Below are 21171 nucleotides of genomic sequence, written 5' to 3'. Positions count from 1 at the left end.
GTCGAATTCCCCCCGGGCCAAACGACCACTGACAGAAGTGCCGAATCAGCGGCTCTGCCACGCAGGAGAATTCACCATGAACGTAGAAAATCATGCCGTCGTCTCGCGGGAAGAATGGCTCGCCGCCCGTCGCCAGCACCTGATCCACGAAAAAGCCTTCACCCGCGAACGCGACAAACTCAGCGCAGAACGCCGCGCCCTGCCCTGGGTAAAAATCGAAAAACCCTACCGTTTCCAGGGCCCCAACGGCGAACTGAGCCTGGCCGACCTGTTCGGCGGCCGCAGCCAACTGATCATCTACCACTTCATGTTCGGCCCCGGCTGGACAGAAGGCTGTGATGGCTGCTCATTCCTGTCCGACCACATCGACGGCGCCAACCAACACCTGGCCCACCACGACGTCGCCGTGGTCGCCGTCTCCCGCGCGCCGTTCGCCGAGTTCCAGCCGTTCAAACGTCGCATGGGCTGGGCCTTCGACTGGGTCTCGTCAGAAGGCTGCGACTTCAACTACGACTTCGGCGTCAGCTTCAAACCCGAAGACACCGCCGCCGGAAAAGCCACCTACAACTACGAAAAAACCGACACCACCGAAGGCGAACTCCCCGGCCTAAGCGTCTTCTATCGCAACAAAGCCGGCGACATCTTCCACACCTACTCCACCTACGCCCGCGGCCTCGACATCCTGGTCGGCACCTACAACTACCTGGATCTCACGCCCAAGGGCCGCAACGAAGACGAAATCATGGACTGGGTGCGGCATCACGATAAATACGAAGAGGCCAAGCCTCATAGCTGCTGCCATGGCTGATACGCCAACCCGCGCAAGTCGAGCGCGCTCCCCGTGGCGAGGGAGCTTGCTCCCGCTCGACTGCGCAGCAGTTGCCTGCTTGGCCTCAGCCAAAGCCGACAACTGCCAGGCCAAAGGTCCTACATGAAGCTCGGAAAGCGGTGTCTTGTGGCTCAAGAGTGGATCGCTCTATAGTCCTTCGTCACCCAAAAAAGCGACCGGGTTTGGCGACCCGACCTACAGAGAGACTCAATCAACTTTCGAGGCTCTGACTATGACCAGATACATGTCCATCACCGGAATTGACTGCACCCCGGCCACCCTGCTCATCGACACCGAAGCCCCGCTCGATGTCCTCTTCGAAACCGCCGACTACCGCATCCGCACCGTGACCCAACTGCTGGAAAATATCGCGTTCCGTTCGGATATCAGCTCCGATACGCTGGTGCTTTCGGACTTTTGCAAGATGCTGACGATAGCGTTGCGTGATGGGTGTGATGTGATGGACGTGATTGGGAGGCGGTTGCGGGCGCAGGCTGCTGAATAACGAAAACGGGCGACCTTTGGGTCGCCCATTTCGTGCTCGAATAAGGGAGATACACTTTGCATACTTTTCACAAACAATAAGAGAAAAACGGTGACAGACCACGTTTCTACATCATAGAAAACGTGGTCTGTCCCCGTTCGTCATCAGCGGTTGCCAGAACATAACGTTGGCCAACAGGAACGCCAGGCCGTGTTTGGGCATGCCCCAGAAGTGCTCGCGGGTTTGCAAGGCAGCAGAAGGCTGGCAGGCCAGAAAGGCGTGTTGGCGGTCGTCCATGATCGAGTCTCGTTGCAGCAGGAATTAGAGGAATACATCCACGCGGAAGTAGATCGGCGCTTCGCGCTCGGTCAGGGCATCCGGGCGTTCCAGGGAATGGGCGAAGGTGACGCTGGCGCTCAGGTGCTGGCCGCGGGCGAACAACTCCAGCGAATTGCTCGACATGCGCCCGTGCTGGTCGTCGTTGTAGCGGCCGCCACGAATCACGCCTTGGTCGTAACCGAGGCTGGTGCCGTATTCAGCGAACACCGGGCGCAACCACTCCAGCGTCACCGGGCGGCTCCAGCGCAGGTCGTTGCGCCAATAACCACCGCTGTCGCCGGACAGCGACTGGTCCTTGTAGCCACGAATCGACGATTGCCCGCCCAGGCTCATGCGCTGGGGGCTGAACAGGATCCCTCAGGGTCTGTCCCCGTTTTTCTGCTTAAGTTGATTACCAAGAAGCGTGTAGGAAATCGCCCAGACAGAATCGAATCTTGCGCTATAAAACGAAGACCCAAGCCTTATCCCTTGCTGATGACAACTCGTCGAGCAGCAAGGGCTGAGGTCAAGAAGAATGGGTACCTGAAGAAGGTTAAGTAAGTGCCATTCAAATCTGTCCCTTTTCCTCGAGATGTACTCAACGTTACTCTTCAGTCTTTGTTAGCGCCTGCAAATATTTAAAAGGAGCATTTCCAAGTTCAAACCCCATATCCAATGCTAACTCCTGAATCTCTTTAAACTCATCAACACTCAGCGCTACATCGTACTCACAAATATGCTCACAAAAAATCTCTAACGCCAAGCTCTCTTCATTGTACTTGACATAGTCCAATGCCCCCGCCAGAAATACCGCTTCCAAACGCCCTTCAAATTTAGCACCTAGCTTTAATATTCGTTGCGAGTACATAGCAGCCTACTTAATAGATTTATAAGGTGGTATAGGTGCATTATCAGGAAATGCAGTTACAACATTACTTATCGCGGGTTGGTAAACAACACGCATACGAACCCCATCTCGCACCTCAGTTGCCGCCGTTGACTTCGTTGAGGATGGTCTTGGCCGCCGTGCCATTGAGGTTCGGGTTGCCGAGGATGATCCCGCCCAACTGGGTGGACTGGGTGCGGGCGGTGGCGTTGTTGAGGATTACGCCGTTGCTGCCGACGTTGTAATCCTTGAACTGGTTGTGGGACAGGCCGCTACCGTTGGGCTTGGCGATGTTGACGATGGGCACGCCGTTGCCGGCCCGGTCCAGGCCTGTGCCCGGCGCGCTGACCACGATGCCGTCAGCCTGGGCCCACAGCGGTTGCCAGAACATAACGTTGGCCAACAGGAACGCCAGGCCGCGTTTGGGCATGCCCCAGAAGTACTCGCGGGTTTGCAAGGCAGCAGAAGGCTGGCAGGCCAGAAAGGCGTGTTGGCGGTCGTCCATGATCGAGTCTCGTTGCAGCAGGAATTAAAGGAATACATCCACGCGGAAGTAGATCGGCGCTTCGCGCTCGGTCAGGGCATCCGGGCGTTCCAGGGAATGGGCGAAGGTGACGCTGGCGCTCAGGTGCTGGCCGCGGGCGAACAACTCCAGAGAATTGCTCGACATGCGCCCGTGCTGGTCGTCGTTGTAGCGGCCGCCACGAATCACGCCTTGGTCGTAACCGAGGCTGGTGCCGTATTCAGCGAACACCGGGCGCCACCACTCCAGCGTCACCGGGCGGCTCCAGCGCAGGTCGTTGCGCCAATAACCACCGCTGTCGCCGGATAGCGACTGGTCCTTGTAGCCACGAATCGACGATTGCCCGCCCAGGCTCATGCGCTGGGGGCTGAACAGCACGTCCTCGCTGCGCTGGCCGGTCATCAGGCTGCTGAAACTGAACGATTCGCCCCACAACTTGAACGGTTGCAGGTAGCTGACGGTAGCGGTGTATTTGCGATAACGGGCGTCGGCCTGGCCGGGACCCGGATCGTGATCGCCCTGGGCATCGAAAGCGCCGATGCCTTGCTGCACACCCAGGTCCAGGTTGACGAAAGCACTGCCGACCCGTCGGCCATGGTTGATGCCGAACTGCCCTTCACTCAGGCGATTGCTGCTGACGTCCAGTTTGCTGTCTTCAATGAAGTTATTGGTGCGCAGGTAGGCCAGGCCGGTGTTGAGAGACGTCTTGCTCAGGGCGTCGCGGTGAATCACCCGTTCGACTCGCAACTGATGGTTCTGGCTGTCGCCGGTCTGCTTGAAGTTGAAACCGTTGGCCGGGATCTGCGAGCGGTACTCGCTCCGACTGTAGGTGTAGCTGACGTTCCACCAGCCAAAAGGCAAGTTGTAATAGAGCATGGCGTTGTTGGAGGTGTGTTGGTGGTCGGTCATCGCATCGTGACCACCGCGCAACATCAACTGGTCGGCCAAGCCCAGCGGGCTGTCCCACTCAAAACTGGTGCCCCACTGCTGCTCGCCGGTGCTGCGCTGGCCGTCGTTGCTACGCGACAGCCCGGCACGCCAGGGCTTTTGTACTTCGTTGGTGACGCGCACTTCACTGCCACCGACGTTCTGGCCGGGGGTCAGCTCCATCTTCGCCTGATTCGATGGCAGGCGATTGAGCTGATCGACCATCTGCTCGATCTCTCGCAGGTTGACCAACTCGCCGGTCTTGCCAGGAAAGGCCATCGCCAATTCACGGTCCGAGAGCTTGCTGTTCTCGGCGCCCTTCAAGCCTTCTAGCCGCCCTTCGACCACCAGCACGCTTAAATGCCCGCCGGACAAATCCTGCTGCGGTAAATAGGCCCGGCTGGTGACCAGGCCTTTTTCGATGTAGCGATCGGTGATGACTTTGAGCAGTTCATTGAGCTGCGTCACGCCCAGGCATTGGCCGATGTAAGGTTTGAGCAACGCTTCCCGCTCACTGGCCGACAGACTGTCGGCGCCCTTTAGTTCGATGGTCTTGATGGGGAAACATCGGGCATCGGCAGGCGCTGTTGGCTGGGCCGGTTTCTCCGCCTTGCCGGGTAAGTCCTTGAGTTCTTCCAGACGTTGACGCTGCTCTTCGAGCAAGCGGTTCTGACGCTCGCGGATAAGGTCGGTTTCGCCGGGGGTGGGGGCAGCGTGAGCAAGGGGAAGCGGAGAAAGGCACAGCAAAGCTACGCACAACCTCGCCCAAAGTAAGGGGGAGGACATGTTAGATCCCTCTAGCAAAAACGATATCAAAATAGTGGCGCGATACTAATTAGCCATCATTTTGACGTCAACTATTTGTTTGAGTCCGCGGGACTATTACCGAAACCATCCATCTGAAATAAGACGCCTCCCCCACGGAAGTACGAAAGGTCCGATGCGGAACCGGAAACTGCCTGCGAGAGGGACAGAAACAATCGCGGGCGTGCCTCGCAACATCCAGCCAATGAACTTTCCACCCTCGCGTGGCCTCAACCCCTTATCAGCCCAACAAGGAATACGAGGCCCCTGCCATGAAAACCCTCCTCAAACTCACCCTCGCCGCCACCCTCACCTGCGCCCTGCCTGCCTGGGCCACTTGCACGCCCGAGCAAGCCACCGCCAAGCGTGAACAATTGGCCAAGGAAGTGACCAGGCTCACCGAACAGAACCCGGAGAAGGCTAAGGAAATGAATAAGGAACTGCAGGCCATGGACCTGGAGACCGCCAGCAAAGATGTGCCGGACAAGTGCCAGTTGATTGATGAGCGTCTTCAAGAGCTCAAGAATGCTGAGAAGAAAGCGGGGTGACGCCCGGAGCGGATACAGCTTGCTTTTGTGGCGAGGTAGCTTGCTCCCGCTGGGTGCGAAGCGCCCCCTGAAATCGAAGCGTCAACTCGTTAGATGATTGTAAATTCCACTTTGTTGGGGCTGCTGCGCAGCCCAGCGGGAGCAAGCTCCCTCGCCACGGGTTTTGCGTCAGATTCAGTTATCCATAAAAAACCGGACTCAAGGTCCGGTTCTTTTTATCAAGCGCTGACGCAGCTTCACTCAGCCGCTGGCGCCTCCGGCTTGCGGCGCTTGAGTGGGGCCATGCCGTCCTTGCTGACCAGCGACAAAGCGTCGGTCTTCGGACGGTTGGCGATCTTGCGCTTGGTCGGGGCCTTGGCGCCGGTTTTCTTCTTGTCGCCCTTGGCGTCGACCTTTTTCTTCTTCACGCCAACGGCCTTGCCCGAGGCCTTGACCTTTTTCGGTCCGCCGTAGGTGCCTTTGACTTCCTTGATGGTGCGGCGCTCGAAGCTCTGCTTGAGGTAGCGCTCGACGCTCGACATCAGGTTCCAGTCGCCATGGCAGATCAGCGAAATCGCCAGGCCATCGTTGCCGGCGCGTCCGGTACGACCGATACGGTGCACGTATTCGTCGCCGCTGCGGGGCATGTCGAAGTTGATGACCATGTCCAGGCCTTCCACGTCCAGGCCGCGGGCGGCGACGTCGGTGGCGACGAGGATTTTCACGCCGCCCTGCTTGAGGCGGTCGATGGCCAGCTTGCGGTCTTTCTGGTCCTTCTCGCCGTGCAGCACGAACGCCTTGTATTCCTGGGCCACCAGGCGACCGTAGATGCGGTCGGCCATGGCGCGGGTGTTAGTGAACACGATGGCTTTTTCGTAGGTTTCGTTGGCCAGCAGCCAGTTCACGATCTGTTCTTTGTGCTGGTTGTGGTCAGCGGTGATGATCTGCTGACGGGTCGTGGAGTTCAGCTGGCTGACCGCGTTGAGCTGCAAGTGCTCAGGGTTGTTCAGCACCTTGGCGATCATTTCCCGCAGGCCCGAACCGCCAGTGGTGGCGGAGAACAGCATGGTCTGCTGGCGGTTGACGCATTCATCCACCAGGCGCTGCACGTCTTCGGCAAAACCCATGTCGAGCATGCGGTCGGCTTCGTCCAGCACCAGTACTTCGACTTCTTTCAGGTCGAGGTTGCCGGCGTTCAGTTGCTCGATCATCCGCCCTGGCGTGCCGATCAGGATGTCCGGTACTTTGCGCAACATAGCGGCCTGGACCTTGAAGTCTTCGCCACCGGTGATCAGGCCGGACTTGATGAAGGTGAACTGCGAGAAGCGTTCCACTTCCTTGAGCGTTTGCTGGGCCAGTTCACGGGTCGGCAGCAGGATCAGGGTCTTGATGCTGACGCGAACCTTGGCCGGGCCGATCAGGCGGTTGAGGATCGGCAACACGAACGCCGCGGTCTTGCCGCTGCCGGTCTGCGCCGTCACCCGCAGATCACGCCCCTGGAGCGCGAGCGGAATAGCCGCTGCCTGCACCGGCGTTGGCTCGACAAATTTAAGCTCGGCCACGGCTTTGAGCAGGCGTTCGTGCAGGGCGAATTGGGAAAACACGGGTGCTACCTCGAAGAAATGCAAAAAAACAGCTGCATAGGGTAACGGTTTCGAGCGCGAAGGCCGAGTTTCTTTATACGAACGGCGCTAATCAGTGGCTTTTTTGTGAGCCGATTCGTCATCAAGGGTCACTTAACCTGGCTTAAATGCTCTAATCGCACCGTCGCGTCTTTATAGAAGAACCGTTTCGTCCATGGACATCAAACAGCTCTGGGTCAACATTCAAGACCTTTGGGGTGCTCTCGATAAGCATCCCCTCCTGCATTCCAGCCTTGCACTGATACTGCTGCTGGTGATTGCCCTGGTGCTGGGGCGCGTGGCGCGTTACCTGATCCTGCACGGTGCCAAGTTGCTGGGTCGCCAGCCGGCCCTGCACTGGGTCAACGACCTGCGCCAGAACAAGGTTTTCCATCGCCTGGCGCAGATGACGCCCTCGCTGGTCATCCAGTTCGGCCTGCACCTGGTGCCGGAACTGAGCAAGACCAGCATGATTTTCCTGGGCAATGTTGCCCTGGCTTTCACCATCCTGTTCATGGTGCTGGCCATCAGCGCCCTGCTCAGCGCCCTTCTGGATGTCTACGCCCGCACCGAACACGCCCGCACCCGCTCGATCAAAGGCTACGTGCAACTGACGAAAATGGTGCTGTATGTGTTTGGCGCGATCATCATTGTTGCCACCCTGATTGACCGCTCACCGCTATTGCTGCTGTCGGGTTTGGGGGCCATGTCGGCGGTGATTCTGTTGGTCTACAAGGACACCTTGCTGTCGTTCGTCGCCAGCGTGCAGTTGACCAGCAACGACATGCTGCGGGTCGGTGACTGGATCGAGATGCCTCAGGTGGGGGCCGACGGTGATGTGGTGGACATCACGCTGCACACGGTCAAGGTGCAGAACTTCGACAAGACCATCGTCTCGATCCCCACCTGGCGCCTGATGTCCGAGTCGTTCAAGAACTGGCGCGGCATGCAGCAATCTGGCGGGCGGCGGATCAAGCGCAGCCTGTTCATCGACGCCGGCGGCGTGCGGTTTTTGCAGGACGAGGAAGAACAGCGCCTGACCCAGGTTCATCTGCTGACCGATTACATCAGCCGCAAACAGGCCGAACTCAAGGCCTGGAACGAAGCCCAGGGCAACGTCGCGGCGATGTCGGCCAACCGCCGGCGCATGACCAACCTGGGCACCTTCCGCGCCTACGCCTTGGCGTATCTGAAAAGCCACCCGGACATCCAGCCAAACATGACCTGCATGGTCCGCCAGATGCAGACCACGGCCCAGGGCATCCCGCTGGAAATCTACTGCTTCACCCGCACCACTGCGTGGGCCGACTATGAGCGTATCCAGGGGGATATTTTCGATTACCTGCTGGCGGTAATGCCGGAGTTCGGGTTGAACCTGTATCAACAGCCCAGTGGCATGGATCTGCGTTCGGGGCTGTTGCCGGCGGCATTGGGGGCCAGTCCTCTGCCGGAGCCGCAGAAGCAGGTGGTTTGACCTTCAAGTCGCAGAGATCCCCGGTGGGAGCGAGCCTGCTCGCGAAAGCGCAGTGTCAGACAACAGATACAGCGACTGATACGACGCTTCGCGAGCAGGCTCGCTCCCACAGGGGTTCAGTGTGCAGGCAGCGGCTGGCGTACCCCCAACCGACTGATCCACACCGCCGCTAATATCACCGACCCGCCCAGCAGCAACCGCCCCAGTTCCTCGTGCTGGTTCCAGATCAGCAGGTTGACCAGCAACCCCACCGGCACATGCAGGTTGTTCATCACCGCCAGCGTGCCGCCGTTGACCATGCACGCGCCTTTGTTCCACCAGTAAAGCCCCAAAGCGGTAGAGACCAGGCCGAGGAATATCAGTACGCCCCATTGCAGCGGTGCTTCTGGCCAGAAATCCGCCTTGCCGAACATCAGGAAGGCCGGCAACGCCACCGCCAGTGCGCCGAGGTAGAAGTAGCCGAAACGCCGGTAGTGCGGCAGGTCGCTGGGATGGCGAGCGACGAGATGTTTGTACAGCACCTGCCCGGCCGCATAGGTGAAGTTGGCCAGTTGCAGCAGCAAAAAGCCCATGAAGAAATCCGGGTTGATCCGGTCGTAACGAATCACCGCCGCGCCAGCCACCGCCACCAGCGCCGCGATCAAGGCCCAGGGATTGAAGCGACGATTGAGCGCGTCTTCGATCAGGGTCACGTGCAGCGGCGTCAGGATGGTGAAAAGCAGGACCTCAGGCACCGTCAGCACACGAAAGCTCAAGTACAGGCACACGTAGGTCACGCCGAACTGCAAGGCGCCGATCAACAGCATGCCGCGCACGAACGACGGTTCCACCTGACGCCAGCGGGTCAGCGGAATGAACACCAGCCCCGCCAGCACAACCCGCACCAGCACCGCGAAGTAACTGTCGACATGCCCGGCCAGGTATTCGCCAATCAGACTGAAGGAAAACGCCTGAATCAGCGTGACAAAAAGTAGATAGCCCATACGCCCCTCGTTTCGGATGGCGGCGAAGATAGCGGTTTTTGCCGGTTGTCGCTAACCGCAGTAGCCAACCCAGGCACTGAACCCTGTGGGAGCGAGCCTGCTCGCGATGGCGGAGTGTCAGGTGATTTCTCTTACACAGTCACACTGCAATCGCGAGCAGGCTCGCTCCCACAGGGTTGTGTGGCTGGCCTGGAATTGCAGGCAAAAAAAAGCCCGATCTCGCTAAAGCGTTCAATCGGGCGACTGCACTCAGGAGCAACAAGTGCAAAGGGAGGTTCGATGCGCAAAACAGCTTGAAGGGAGCGCCAGGCCACTAGACCACCTGGCGATTACCTGAGGATTAACGGATCAGGCGACCTGGGACAGCTTGGCGTTGGCCTGATTCAAGCCCTTCTCCTGGAAATCACCGCCCAGGTTCATGCCCTCGGCATGGATGAAGGTCACGTCGTGGATGCCGATGAAGGCCATGACCTGACGCAGGTAGGGTTCCTGATGGTCGGAGCTGGCGCCGGCATGAATGCCGCCGCGAGCGGTCAGGACGAAGGCACGTTTGCCGGTCAGCAGGCCCTGGGGACCGGTGGGGGTGTACTTGAAGGTCACACCGGCACGCAGTACGTGGTCCAGCCAGGCTTTCAAGGTACTCGGGATGGCGAAGTTGTACATCGGCGCAGCCATCACCAGCACGTCAGCGGCCAGCAATTCATCGGTCAACTGGTTGGAGCGTTCCAGGGAAGCGTTTTCGATGTCGTTGCGCTGCTCGACGGGCTTCATCCAGCCCCCAAGCAGATTGGCGTCCAGGTGCGGTACCGGATGGATGGCCAGGTCACGAACACTGATTTCATCGGCCGGGTGCGCAGCTTTCCATTGGTTGATGAAGGTCTGGGTCAGTTGACGGGAAACCGAGTCTTGCTGGCGGGCACTGCTTTCGATGATCAGAACGCGGGACATGGGTTGTAGCCTCCATCGGAGAATGTTGTCAGTCGATGGAGTGAAGCTTAAACATGGTTACATCGATCAAAAAGCGCAAATAATTGCTGCAAAACATCGATAAATTCGTTTATAAGCGGAGCAAGGATTGGCTCGCTCCTGTGTCACCGACTTATTTCGGCTGGCAGGTCAGTGTGATGCGCAGCTTGATGATGTTGCGGTTGAACTTGGCGGTGGCGTTCTTGAACTTGCCGGCGGCGACTTCGATCTTGCGGGTACGTGGTGCTTCAGGGCCGTTGCGAAACACCACAGTGCAGGCCGCGTCGGTGCCGCCGTAGTTGTTGACCTGAATGGAGCCGATGTCGGCGTCGGTGTCATAGGCGGTGTAGTCGATGCTCAGGCCGTTGAGGTGTTTTTCCACATCGATCGGGTACGCGAACGCAGTCAGCGGCAACAGGGCCAGCACCACACAACAGATTTTTTTCATTAGGCAGTCTCCACCAAGGGACCGCCAGCTTAGGACAAGAGGAGCTCAATATGAAAGCGCCCCGCGTGACCCTGGATCAATGGCGAACCTTGCAAGCGGTGGTCGACCACGGCGGCTTCGCCCAGGCCGCCGAGGTGCTGCACCGCTCCCAGTCGTCGGTGAGTTACACCGTGGCCCGCATGCAGGACCAGCTCGGCGTGCCGTTGCTGCGTATCGATGGGCGCAAGGCCGTGTTGACCGAAGCCGGCGGCGTATTGCTGCGTCGTTCCCGTCAATTGGTGAAACAGGCCAGCCAACTGGAAGACCTGGCCCATCACATGGAGCAAGGCTGGGAAGCGGAAGTGCGGCTGGTGGTCGATGCCGCCTATCCCAACGCCCGCCTCGTACGCGCCTTGACCGCGTTCATGCCGCAAAGCCGTGGCTGTCGCGTGCGCTTGCGCGAAGAAGTGCTATCGGGTGTCGAGGAAGTGCTGCTCGAAGGCGTGGCGGACCTGGCCATCAGCGGCTTCAGCATTCCCGGTTACCTGGGCGCCGAACTGAGCGATGTTGAATTCGTCGCGGTGGCCCATCCCGAACACGCCCTGCATCGCCTCAACCGCGAACTGAACTTCCAGGATCTGGAAAGCCAATTGCAGGTGGTGATCCGCGACTCCGGTCGCCAGCAACCCCGCGACGTCGGGTGGCTGGGTGCCGAGCAACGCTGGACCGTCGGCAGCCTGGCCACCGCCGCGACGTTCGTCGGCAGCGGCCTGGGCTTCGCCTGGCTGCCGCGGCACATGATCGAGCGGGAACTCAAGGAAGGCTTGCTCAAGCGTTTACCCTTGGAACAGGGCGGCACTCGCAACTCCACCTTCTATCTTTTTTCCAACAAGGAAAAACCCTTGGGCCCGGCCACGCAAATCCTCATCGAACTGCTGCGCACCTTCGACACCGCGCCGCTGGATGCGCCGTTCGCCGCCCCTGAACAAGCCTGACAAGGATTTTGCCAATGGCCTATTTCGCCCACGAAGATTGCAACCTGCACTACGAGGAATACGGCCACGGCGCGCCCTTGATCCTGGTCCACGGGCTGGGCTCGAGCACCCGCGACTGGGAAAAACAGATCCCGGTATTGTCCGCCCACTACCGTTTGATCGTGGTGGACGTGCGTGGTCATGGACGCTCCGACAAACCTCGCGGGCCTTACAGCATCGAAGGTTTCAGCGCCGACCTGATCGCCCTGTTCGAACACCTGGACCTGGGCCCGGTGCATCTGGTGGGCTGGTCCATGGGCGGCATGATTTGTTTTCAACTGGCCGTGGATGAGCCAGGGCGGGTCAAGAGCCTGTGCATCGTCAACAGCGCGCCGCAAGTCAAAGTCCGCACGCCTGATGACTGCTGGCAATGGTTCAAGCGCTGGAGCCTGATGCGCCTTCTGAGCCTTGAAACCATTGGCAAGGCCCTGGGCGCCAAGTTGTTCCCCAAACCGCAACAGACCGAGTTACGCCTGGAAATGGCCCGGCGCTGGGCAAAAAACGACAAACGTGCTTATCTCGCCAGCTTCGATGCCATTGTGGGTTGGGGGGTTCAGGAACGACTGTCGCAGGTGGCCTGTCCAACCCTCGTCATTTGCGCCGACCACGACTACACCCCCGTGGCCTTGAAAGAGGCCTATGTGAAACTGCTGCCCGATGCCCGGCTGGTGGTCATTGCCGACTCACGGCACGCGACCCCGCTGGATCAACCCGAGCGCTTCAACCAAACCCTGCTCGAATTTTTGACCGCAATCGACTCAACTACTCAGGATCACTGAACCCATGCTGAAAAAAATCGCCCTCGCCGCCGGCTCCGTCCTGTTTGCCGCCAACCTGATGGCCGCACAGCCGACCACGGCGCCCCACGTATTGCTGGACACCACCAACGGTCAGATCGAAATCGAGCTGGATCCGGTCAAGGCGCCGATCAGTACCAAGAACTTCCTTGAGTACGTGGACAGCGGCTTCTACAACAACACGATTTTCCACCGCGTGATCCCGGGCTTCATGGCCCAGGGCGGCGGTTTCACCCAACAGATGCAACAGAAAGACACCAAGGCACCGATCAAGAACGAAGCCAGCAATGGCCTGCATAACGTTCGTGGCACCTTGTCGATGGCGCGTACTTCCAACCCGAACTCGGCCACCAGCCAGTTCTTCATCAACGTGGCCGACAATGCGTTCCTCGACCCGGGCCGCGACGCCGGTTACGCAGTGTTCGCCAAAGTGGTCAAGGGCATGGACGTGGTGGACATCATCGTCAACTCCCAGACCACCACCAAACAAGGCATGCAAAACGTGCCGATCGATCCTGTGATCATCAAGTCGGCCAAGCGCATCGACTAAACAGCACAGGGCAAGCCTGAGCGGCGGCGGCGATCCCGCGCCGCTCACAGGAAAGAAGGAGAGCCCGGCCCGGGCTATGTACCCATGGTTTATCGCCGTTTCGAAACACTGATCGACATTTTCCGCGACGCCCCGACCTCGGCACCACCGAACCGCGTCCTGCCCTTCTACATCTATTATCTGAAACAAGTCTGGCCCAGCTTCGCCGTGCTGCTGGTGGTGGGCCTGATCGGCGCACTGATCGAGGTGGCGCTGTTCAGCTACCTGAGCCGCATCATCGACCTGACCCAGGGCACGCCGAACGTGGACTTCTTCAAGCTCCACGGCCTGGAGCTGGCGTGGATGGCGGTGGTGGCGCTGGTTTTCCGGCCGATCTTCGTGGCCTTGCATGACCTGCTGGTGCACCAGACCTTGAGCCCCGGCATGACCAGCCTGATCCGCTGGCAAAACCATAGCTACGTGCTCAAGCAGAGCCTGAACTTTTTCCAGAACGACTTCGCCGGACGCATCGCCCAGCGCATCATGCAGACCGGCAACTCCTTGCGCGACTCAGCGGTGCAGGCCGTGGACGCGCTGTGGCACGTGCTGATCTACGCCATCAGCTCACTGGTGCTGTTTGCCGAAGCCGACTGGCGCCTGATGATCCCGCTGCTGATCTGGATCGCCGCCTACATCGGTGCACTCTGCTACTTCGTGCCGCGGGTCAAGGAGCGCTCCGTCGTATCGTCCGATGCCCGCTCCAAACTCATGGGCCGGATCGTCGACGGCTACACCAACATCACCACGCTGAAGCTGTTCGCCCACACCAACTTCGAACAGCAATACGCCCGCGAAGCCATCCAGGAGCAGACCGAGAAAGCCCAATTGGCCGGCCGCGTGGTCACCAGCATGGACGTGGTCATCACCAGCATGAACGGGCTGCTGATCGTCGGCACCACGGCGCTGGCCCTGTGGCTCTGGACCCAGTCGCTGATCAGCGTGGGCGCGATTGCCCTGGCGACCGGGTTGGTGATTCGTATCGTCAACATGTCCGGCTGGATCATGTGGGTGGTCAATGGCATCTTCGAAAACATCGGCATGGTCCAGGACGGTTTGCAGACCATCGCCCAGCCCGTCAGCGTTACCGACCGCGACCAGGCCAAGCCTTTGGCGGTGGCCCGTGGCGAAGTGCGCTTCGAGCATGTGGATTTCCACTATGGCAAGAAAAGCGGGGTGATCGGCGACTTGAACCTGGTGATCAAGCCGGGGGAAAAGATCGGCCTGATCGGCCCGTCCGGTGCGGGCAAATCCACGCTGGTGAACCTGCTGCTGCGTCTGTATGACGTGCAAGGCGGACGCATTCTGATCGACGGGCAGGACATCGCAGAAGTGGGCCAGGAAAGCCTGCGCGAGCGCATCGGCATGATCACCCAGGACACGTCGCTGCTGCACCGTTCCATTCGCGACAACCTGCTCTACGGCAAACCCGACGCCACCGATGCGCAACTCTGGGCGGCGGTGCACAAGGCCCGGGCCGATGAGTTCATCCCGCTGCTGTCGGACGCTGAAGGCCGCAGCGGTTTCGATGCCCATGTGGGTGAACGCGGGGTGAAGCTGTCCGGCGGCCAGCGTCAGCGTATTGCCATCGCACGGGTGCTGCTCAAGGATGCGCCGATCCTGATCATGGACGAAGCGACGTCAGCACTGGACTCGGAAGTCGAAGCGGCGATCCAGGAAAGCCTCGAGACCCTGATGCAAGGCAAGACCGTGATCGCCATCGCCCACCGCCTCTCCACCATCGCGCGAATGGACCGGCTGGTGGTGCTGGAAAACGGCCGCATCGCCGAGACCGGCAGCCATGCCGAACTGCTGGCCCATGGCGGGTTGTATGCGCGGCTGTGGCAGCATCAGACGGGTGGGTTTGTGGGCATCGACTGAACCGGGTTGGCTTCTACAGACAGGAGGCGTGGGAGTCGTGTGGGAGCAAGGCTTGCCCGCGATGAAGATGACGCGGTCTCCCGGATGGCCCGAGGCGCCTGCCTCGCGAGCAAGCTTTGCTCCCACAGCCCAGCGCCCGAGCGCCATTCTGAAAAATTCTGTCCAGGATCCATTTAGCCCACACCGCAACCACATACTCCCCACCGTCCAAGGACGAAACCGCCACAGTCCATGACTCTGGCGGTTTTTTAATGCCGCTGGATTTGTCGCAACGTTCTGCTGTACTCAGCCCAGGTTCTGGAGATGAACCTGTCGTAACTCTGCTGGATGCATAACCGATTATCACGACTGTTCTATCAAGGATGCTTATGTCTTTACTCAAACGTTCAACGACTGAGTTGTTGGGTACGTTCTGGCTGGTGTTGGGCGGCTGTGGCAGCGCTGTATTGGCCGCTTCCGGGATTGGCGTGCTGGGGGTTGCCCTGGCATTCGGCCTGACGGTGTTGACCATGGCGTTCGCCATCGGCCATATCTCAGGTTGCCACCTGAACCCGGCCGTGTCGGTGGGCTTGTACGTGGGCGGGCGGTTTCCGGCCAAGGAACTGCCTGCCTACATCATTGCCCAGGTCATTGGTGGGGTGCTCGCCGCCGCGTTGATCTACTTCATCGCCAGCGGCAAGGAAGGCTTCGACCTGGCCGCTTCCGGCCTGGCAGCGAACGGTTACGGCGAACATTCGCCCGGTCAGTACTCCATGGTGGCCGGCTTTGTGACTGAGCTGGTCATGACGGCAATGTTCATCCTGATCATCCTCGGCGCCACCGACAAACGTGCGCCAGTCGGCCTGGCACCGATTGCCATCGGCCTGGCCCTGACGCTCATCCACCTGATCTCGATTCCGGTCACCAACACCTCCGTCAACCCGGCCCGCAGTACCGGTCCGGCACTGATCGTCGGCGGCTGGGCCATCGAGCAATTGTGGCTGTTCTGGGTGGCACCGTTGCTGGGCGCCATCGTTGGCGGTGTTGCTTACCGCTGGCTGGGCAAGGAAAACAGCTGAGTCACGCCGGCGAAGATCAGCACTGTCGATAAGGCAGTGCGGTCTTCGCCTCTTCGGCATACGCCAACACGCCCTCCTGCTCCCGGACCAGAAAGTCTGCAACCGCCGCCTTCAGGCCAGGATGGCGCAAGTAGTGCCAGGAACGGGTGATCACCGGCTCGAAACCACGAATCAGTTTGTGCTCGCCCTGGGCACCGGCATCGAAACGCTGCAAGCCGTGGGCAATGGCGTAATCCATGCCCTGATAAAAACAGGTCTCGAAGTGCAAACGGTCGAATTCCGCCAGGCACCCCCAGTAACGCCCATAAAAACTGTCACCGCCCACCAGGCTGAACGCCATCGCCACCGGCCGTGAACCTTGCTTGGCCAACACCACGCGAATGGCCTCGGGCATGCGCTCGGCCAGCAGACTGAAAAACGTCCGGGTCAGGTACGGCGCTTGCCGACGCACCGCGTAAGTATTGGCGTAACAGGCGTAGACAAAATCCCACTGGGCCTGGTCCAGTTGATGACCTTCCAGCCATTGGAAATCGATGCCCTGCCCCGCCACTTGCTCACGTTCCTTGCGCATCTGCTTGCGTTTGCGGGAACTGAGCGCGTCGAGAAAATCCTGAAAGTCCCGATACCCGCGATTGCGCCAGTGGTACTGGCAACCAATCCGCTGCAGCCAGCCCTCCTGCCCGGCCAGCGCTGCGTCGGTAAAGGCATCGGTGAAGTTGATGTGGGCACTGGAGAGCGATTCGATTTCCAGATAACCCGGCAGGCTGGCAAGCAACTCCAACCCGTCTTCCCCACTCGCCGCCAGCAGCCGCGGGCCACTGACCGGGCTGAACGGCACCGCCGTCAACAGCTTGGGGTAATAGTCGATCCCGGCCCGGGCGCAGGCGTCGGCCCAGGCATGGTCGAACACGTACTCGCCGTAGGAATGCCACTTGCGATAACTGGGCAGAGCCGCCAGCACACGCCCGTCTTCAATATGCAGCAGATGCTCGGCCTGCCAGCCTGATTGCGGGCCCAGGCTGCCACTGTCTTGCAGGGCCGTGAGGAAAGCGTGGCGCAGGAAAGGTTGATTGGCGGGCACCAGCGCGTCCCACTCTTGCGGCGCGATGGCGGACAGGCTGTCCAGAACGTGTAGCGGCATGCGGCTCCCCGATATCCAGAATGCGGATGGGGCGAGTATCGCCGATCCTGAGCGGACGGACGTAAAAAAAAAACCCCGCCAGAGGCGGGGTTCAAAGGAGCTATAACGGATGAAACATGAAGCGTTGTATCAAGTCAGCCCAACTCAGAACACGTACTGGGCGCGCATGACAAAACCGTCGCCATCGTCGTCGCCGTTGGCATTGGTCACGTTGTCGGCCTTGGCCTTGACGTAGGCAGCGGAGATTTTCACTGCTTCGTTGGCGTACCAGTTCACGCCCAGGTTGTGCACCTTGGCTTCGGCATCGCCCACGTCACGGGTCGCGGAGGCAGTGGTGATGTTGTCGTCTTCGACGGTCATGCTGTCGTAGCGATAGAACACTTCCCAGGCGCCGATGGATTTGTTCTGGGGTTTGATCGCGTCAAACTTGCCGACTTTATAGCCACGGGACTCACCAGTGATGGTATAGGCACCCTGGACGTAGAAGCCGTGGCCTTTGATGTCTTCGAAGGCATCGCTGTCAGCCTTGGTTTTACGCGAAATGTATTCACCTTGGATCGACGCAGGCCCCATGGCGAAAGCGGCTTCCAGGCCGAACGCCGTGTCGGTGTCGTACGAACCGGCCGGCGAGTTGTTCGCGCCACCCAGCAACGGACGGTTGCCGTTAGGGCCGGCATCGTTGCCACCCAGCGTTTCGACGCCACGCATGCCCAGGCGGGAACGGTAACGTGCATCGAATACGGTGTCGGAGACGTCACGGGAGGCGACGTTCACACCGAAGTGCAGGACGTTGCCGGAGTCATGCATCGGCGCGAATACGAAGCGACCGTTGACCTGCTTGACGCTGTCGCCGTCGGTGTCGTTGTTGTCCTTGGCGAATACGCCAGCGGAGGCATAGAACGAATCGGCGAAGGTGCTGGACGCTTGCAGACCCAGACCGTTCTGGTGGCCGTTGGCCCAGTCGATCAGATCGTAAGCGGCGTTACGCTCCGGCGCGGTCACCCACTTGGAACTGGTGGCTTTTTCCAGACCGAAATCCGGGTCGAAACGACCGAATTTGATCGAGACCGGCTTGAAGCCGTTGTAGGCCATGGACGCTTCGTCAAAGTAACCGTCGTCTGAACTGCCGGCGTTATGCGAGAAGTCGTAGCTGATGGTGTAGGCCCAGTCCGTGTACAGCACGCCGGACAGTTCCAGGAAAGCGCGACGAAAGTAAGCGGCGTCGGCCGAATTGCCATTATCGGTGTAGAGACCGTCGAACTGGCTGTAGTCAGCCTGCAAACGACCGCCAAGCTTGAAGCTGAACTCTTTGTCGGTGGTAGCGACCTCAAGGCCGCCCTTGGTTTTGACCACGATATCGGCGCCATCGGTGGTGACGGTGCCGGCGAAAGCCTGGGCGGTTACTGCCATTGCCAGTGCGCTGGCGGCAACACCTGCGAAGTGCTTACGGATCATCGAAGAATTCCCCTGTTGGTAGTCTATGCCGTTAGAAAACACGCGGAACTGAGCCCGCTGGTGTTGGAGGGGATCTTGGCGATGGGTTGTGTCAGCGCAGTTGCTGTCAGATAAAGATTTTATGACAGGGGAACTTTTTACTTCGAAAGGGAATAACCGATGCACCAATACCAGTGGGAGCGAGCCTGCTCGCGATAGCGGTCAATCAGCCGGCATTGATGTCGAATGAAACAATGCCATCGCGAGCAGGCTCGCTCCCACAGGGGCGTAGGGGTGTCTGGGACTCAGCGAATATTTTTACGGCGCTCGGCCGCGAGTTTTTCAGCCAACTGATCCAGATTGGGAACCGGCGATTCAGGCAGCTTTCTGAGCGTGGCCTGCATCAGGCGCATCTGGCGAATGAAACGCCGGCACGTGGCACAGAACATCAGATGATGGCGCATCATCAGGCGCTCACGAAAACTCAGTTGGCCGTCGAGAAAATCGCTGGAGCGCGCCACTTGTTCCTTACAGGTCAGCATTCGCCGGTTTCCTCGAAATGTTCTACGGTCGCAAAGACCTTCAGCCGTGCCCGATGCAACAGCACACGTACGTTGGAGAGCGAGATGTCCAGAAGATTACAGATGTCTTCCAGTTCCAGGCCCTGACGTTCGCGCAGGGTCAAGACACTGCTTTGCAGTTGCGACAGACTGAGCAGCGTGTGCTCGAGGCATTCGCGCAGCTCACTCATCGTGAGCAGCGCCTCCGGTGTGTCCTGATGCCAGGCGAACGGTGCTAGCAGCCAATGGCCATCCGCGGCGAAACGATCATCGCCCAGGGTGCCGTGGGGCGACGGCAGATCATCGAGCAACACCTCCCGACGGTTCTGCTTGTAGCGGCCCTTGGCGGCGTTGGCGGTGATGGTCAGCAGCCAGGTCTTGAGACTGGAGCGGCCCTGGAAGCCATTGAGGTTGCGCACCACTGACAACCAGGCGTCCTGCACCACTTCATCGGCATGCCGACTGCCCACGATGGCGTAGGCCACGGCGCGCATCGGGCTCTGGTAGGTGCTGACCAGCTCTTTGAAGGCCTGCTGCTCACCGGCCAAGAGGCGTTGGAGCAGTTGTGTGTCGTCGGTGACGGTCATTCAACGCCCATTGCTGAATAGATCGCGGCTGTGGCGAGGGGGCTGATGTGGGAGCAAGGCTTGCCCGCGATGCGGTCCTTCATAAACCGCGCTGCCTGTTTCGTGAGCAAGCTTTGCTCCCACATGACCTTGCTCCCACAAAAAATTCGTCGCCGCCAGAGGATCAATGCTTACGCAGAATCACGCTGCCAATCGAATAGCCGGCGCCGAACGAGCTGAGTACGGCGACCGAACCGCTGGGCAAATCATCCTGGTAGGAGTGGAACGCAATCACCGAACCCGCCGAGCTGGTGTTGGCGTAGCGGTCGAGGATCACCGGCGCTTCTTCTTCGGTGGCTTCGCGACCCAGCAGCTTGCGCACGATCAGGTGGTTCATGCTCAGGTTGGCCTGGTGCAGCCAGAAACGCTTCACTTCACCGACGCTCAGCTGATTTTCCTCCAGGTGCACGCCAATCAGTTCGGCCACCATCGGGCAAACATCGCGGAAGACTTTACGACCTTCCTGGACAAACAACTTGTCACGGCTGCCGATCCCCTCTTCCCCGGCGCGGTTGAGGAAGCCGAAGTTGTTGCGGATGTTGTTGGAGAATTTGGTGAGCAGCTTGGTGCTGACCACGTCGAACTGATACGGCGAGGTCGCCAGGTCCGCCCGTTCGATGATCACCGCGGTGGCCGCGTCGCCGAAGATGAAGTGGCTGTCGCGGTCGCGGAAATTCAGGTGGCCGGTGCACACCTCAGGGTTGACCATCAGGATCGCCCGGGCCTGGCCCAGTTGTACGCTGTTGGCCGCGGCCTGGATGCCGAACGTCGCCGAGGAACAGGCCACGTTGATGTCATAACCAAAGCCTTCGATGCCCAGCGCTTCCTGGACTTCAATGGCGATGGCCGGGTACGGACGCTGCAGGTTGGAACAGGCGACGATCACGCCATCGATGTCGGCGGCGGTGCGGCCGGCGCGTTCCAGGGCCTGTTTCGCGGCACCGACGGCCATTTCACACAGCACCGACCACTCGTCGTTGGAGCGCTCGGGCAGGCGCGGGGTCATGCGTTGCGGGTCGAGGATGCCATCCTTGTCCATGACAAAGCGGCTCTTGATGCCAGAAGCTTTTTCGATGAACGCCGCGCTGGATTCGGTCAACGCCTCGACTTCTCCCCGCTCGATGGCTTGGGCATTGTCGGCGTTGAATTGCGCGACGTAGGTATTGAAAGACTGCACCAGCTCTTCATTGGAGATGCTGTTGGCCGGGGTGTACAGGCCGGTGCCGCTGATGACGACGTTATGCATGGTCGTGTCTCTGATCTGTTCAGGCAGAAAGCGTTGGC

The 21171-nt window shown here is 59.7% G+C and carries 21 protein-coding genes and 2 pseudogenes; 9 read left to right on the top strand and 14 right to left on the bottom strand.

What is annotated here, in order from left to right:
- Positions 1-76: 76 nt before the first annotated feature.
- Positions 77-808, top strand: a complete 732-nt coding sequence (locus CRX69_RS12535; RefSeq protein ID WP_107322104.1) for a DUF899 domain-containing protein — start codon at positions 77-79, stop codon at positions 806-808.
- A 253-nt stretch (positions 809-1061) separates the two neighbouring features.
- Positions 1062-1334 carry a hypothetical protein gene (locus CRX69_RS12530; protein WP_047227909.1) on the top strand — a complete coding sequence of 91 codons (273 nt, stop codon included), beginning with the start codon at positions 1062-1064 and terminating at the stop codon, positions 1332-1334.
- A 111-nt stretch (positions 1335-1445) separates the two neighbouring features.
- On the opposite strand, the gene CRX69_RS27590 is transcribed toward CRX69_RS12530, so the two are convergent.
- The 5 genes and pseudogenes from CRX69_RS27590 to CRX69_RS12510 form a co-directional block, all read right to left on the bottom strand.
- A complete protein-coding gene (locus CRX69_RS27590) occupies positions 1446-1610 on the bottom strand; it encodes a hypothetical protein (RefSeq protein ID WP_157952123.1) in 165 nt (54 codons plus the stop codon).
- A 24-nt stretch (positions 1611-1634) separates the two neighbouring features.
- Positions 1635-2006, bottom strand: a pseudogene (locus tag CRX69_RS12525) (ShlB/FhaC/HecB family hemolysin secretion/activation protein); the annotation flags it as partial.
- A gap of 229 nt (positions 2007-2235) precedes the next feature.
- The gene (locus tag CRX69_RS12520) at positions 2236-2499 is read right to left on the bottom strand and encodes a MafI family immunity protein (protein ID WP_107322103.1); all 264 of its coding nucleotides are present in this window, start codon (positions 2497-2499) and stop codon (positions 2236-2238) included.
- A 118-nt stretch (positions 2500-2617) separates the two neighbouring features.
- A pseudogene (locus CRX69_RS12515) lies at positions 2618-3022 on the bottom strand (two-partner secretion domain-containing protein); the annotation flags it as partial.
- Between the two features lie 24 nt (positions 3023-3046).
- On the bottom strand, positions 3047-4753 hold the full coding sequence (locus CRX69_RS12510) for a ShlB/FhaC/HecB family hemolysin secretion/activation protein (RefSeq protein ID WP_107322101.1): 1707 nt from the start codon (positions 4751-4753) through the stop codon (positions 3047-3049).
- A gap of 290 nt (positions 4754-5043) precedes the next feature.
- Here CRX69_RS12510 and CRX69_RS12505 point away from each other — a divergent pair, with 290 nt between their 5' ends.
- The gene (locus CRX69_RS12505; protein WP_047227911.1) at positions 5044-5319 is read left to right on the top strand and encodes a hypothetical protein; all 276 of its coding nucleotides are present in this window, start codon (positions 5044-5046) and stop codon (positions 5317-5319) included.
- A 236-nt stretch (positions 5320-5555) separates the two neighbouring features.
- On the opposite strand, the gene CRX69_RS12500 is transcribed toward CRX69_RS12505, so the two are convergent.
- On the bottom strand, positions 5556-6902 hold the full coding sequence (locus CRX69_RS12500; RefSeq protein ID WP_107322100.1) for a DEAD/DEAH box helicase: 1347 nt from the start codon (positions 6900-6902) through the stop codon (positions 5556-5558).
- Positions 6903-7095: 193 nt separating this feature from the next.
- Between CRX69_RS12500 and CRX69_RS12495 the strand changes: the two genes are divergently transcribed.
- The gene (locus CRX69_RS12495; protein WP_047227913.1) at positions 7096-8394 is read left to right on the top strand and encodes a mechanosensitive ion channel family protein; all 1299 of its coding nucleotides are present in this window, start codon (positions 7096-7098) and stop codon (positions 8392-8394) included.
- Between the two features lie 116 nt (positions 8395-8510).
- On the opposite strand, the gene CRX69_RS12490 is transcribed toward CRX69_RS12495, so the two are convergent.
- From CRX69_RS12490 to CRX69_RS12480, 3 genes are all read right to left on the bottom strand, one after another.
- Positions 8511-9377 (bottom strand): carboxylate/amino acid/amine transporter, encoded by an 867-nt coding sequence (locus tag CRX69_RS12490; RefSeq protein ID WP_107322099.1) that lies wholly within the window; start codon positions 9375-9377, stop codon positions 8511-8513.
- 348 nt (positions 9378-9725) lie between these two features.
- On the bottom strand, positions 9726-10325 hold the full coding sequence (locus CRX69_RS12485) for an FMN-dependent NADH-azoreductase (RefSeq protein WP_047227915.1): 600 nt from the start codon (positions 10323-10325) through the stop codon (positions 9726-9728).
- 151 nt (positions 10326-10476) lie between these two features.
- A complete protein-coding gene (locus tag CRX69_RS12480; RefSeq protein ID WP_047227916.1) occupies positions 10477-10791 on the bottom strand; it encodes a hypothetical protein in 315 nt (104 codons plus the stop codon).
- Positions 10792-10841: 50 nt separating this feature from the next.
- Here CRX69_RS12480 and CRX69_RS12475 point away from each other — a divergent pair, with 50 nt between their 5' ends.
- From CRX69_RS12475 to aqpZ, 5 genes are all read left to right on the top strand, one after another.
- Positions 10842-11765 carry a PA3225 family LysR-type transcriptional regulator gene (locus CRX69_RS12475; protein ID WP_107322098.1) on the top strand — a complete coding sequence of 308 codons (924 nt, stop codon included), beginning with the start codon at positions 10842-10844 and terminating at the stop codon, positions 11763-11765.
- Positions 11766-11779: 14 nt separating this feature from the next.
- Positions 11780-12583: an alpha/beta fold hydrolase gene (locus CRX69_RS12470; RefSeq protein ID WP_047227918.1), complete on the top strand. Its 804-nt coding sequence runs from the start codon at positions 11780-11782 to the stop codon at positions 12581-12583.
- Positions 12584-12587: 4 nt separating this feature from the next.
- The gene (locus CRX69_RS12465; RefSeq protein ID WP_047227919.1) at positions 12588-13151 is read left to right on the top strand and encodes a peptidylprolyl isomerase; all 564 of its coding nucleotides are present in this window, start codon (positions 12588-12590) and stop codon (positions 13149-13151) included.
- Positions 13152-13235: 84 nt separating this feature from the next.
- Positions 13236-15068 (top strand): ABC transporter ATP-binding protein, encoded by a 1833-nt coding sequence (locus CRX69_RS12460; protein WP_047227920.1) that lies wholly within the window; start codon positions 13236-13238, stop codon positions 15066-15068.
- 368 nt (positions 15069-15436) lie between these two features.
- Positions 15437-16126, top strand: coding sequence for an aquaporin Z (gene aqpZ / locus CRX69_RS12455; protein ID WP_107322097.1), 690 nt, complete (start codon positions 15437-15439; stop codon positions 16124-16126).
- A gap of 16 nt (positions 16127-16142) precedes the next feature.
- Here aqpZ and CRX69_RS12450 read toward each other — a convergent pair whose 3' ends face one another.
- The 5 genes from CRX69_RS12450 to CRX69_RS12425 all read right to left on the bottom strand — a co-directional run bounded on the left by CRX69_RS12450 (position 16143) and on the right by CRX69_RS12425 (position 21133).
- On the bottom strand, positions 16143-17267 hold the full coding sequence (locus tag CRX69_RS12450) for a GNAT family N-acetyltransferase (RefSeq protein ID WP_107322096.1): 1125 nt from the start codon (positions 17265-17267) through the stop codon (positions 16143-16145).
- A gap of 144 nt (positions 17268-17411) precedes the next feature.
- Positions 17412-18722, bottom strand: coding sequence for an OprO/OprP family phosphate-selective porin (locus CRX69_RS12445; RefSeq protein ID WP_047227923.1), 1311 nt, complete (start codon positions 18720-18722; stop codon positions 17412-17414).
- Positions 18723-19006: 284 nt separating this feature from the next.
- Entirely contained in the window at positions 19007-19243 is a 237-nt protein-coding gene (locus CRX69_RS12440) for an anti-sigma factor family protein (protein ID WP_047227924.1), read from the bottom strand.
- The gene (locus CRX69_RS12435; RefSeq protein ID WP_047227925.1) at positions 19237-19848 is read right to left on the bottom strand and encodes an RNA polymerase sigma factor; all 612 of its coding nucleotides are present in this window, start codon (positions 19846-19848) and stop codon (positions 19237-19239) included. Before CRX69_RS12435 ends, CRX69_RS12440 begins: the two co-directional genes overlap by 7 nt.
- Before the next feature lie 163 nt (positions 19849-20011).
- Entirely contained in the window at positions 20012-21133 is a 1122-nt protein-coding gene (locus tag CRX69_RS12425; RefSeq protein WP_047227926.1) for a beta-ketoacyl-ACP synthase III, read from the bottom strand.
- Positions 21134-21171: the final 38 nt, after the last annotated feature.

It is taken from the genome of Pseudomonas rhizophila (assembly GCF_003033885.1).
In the GTDB taxonomy this organism is placed as follows: Bacteria; Pseudomonadota; Gammaproteobacteria; order Pseudomonadales; family Pseudomonadaceae; genus Aquipseudomonas; species Aquipseudomonas rhizophila.
This window is presented reverse-complemented; position numbering and strand designations above follow the sequence as displayed.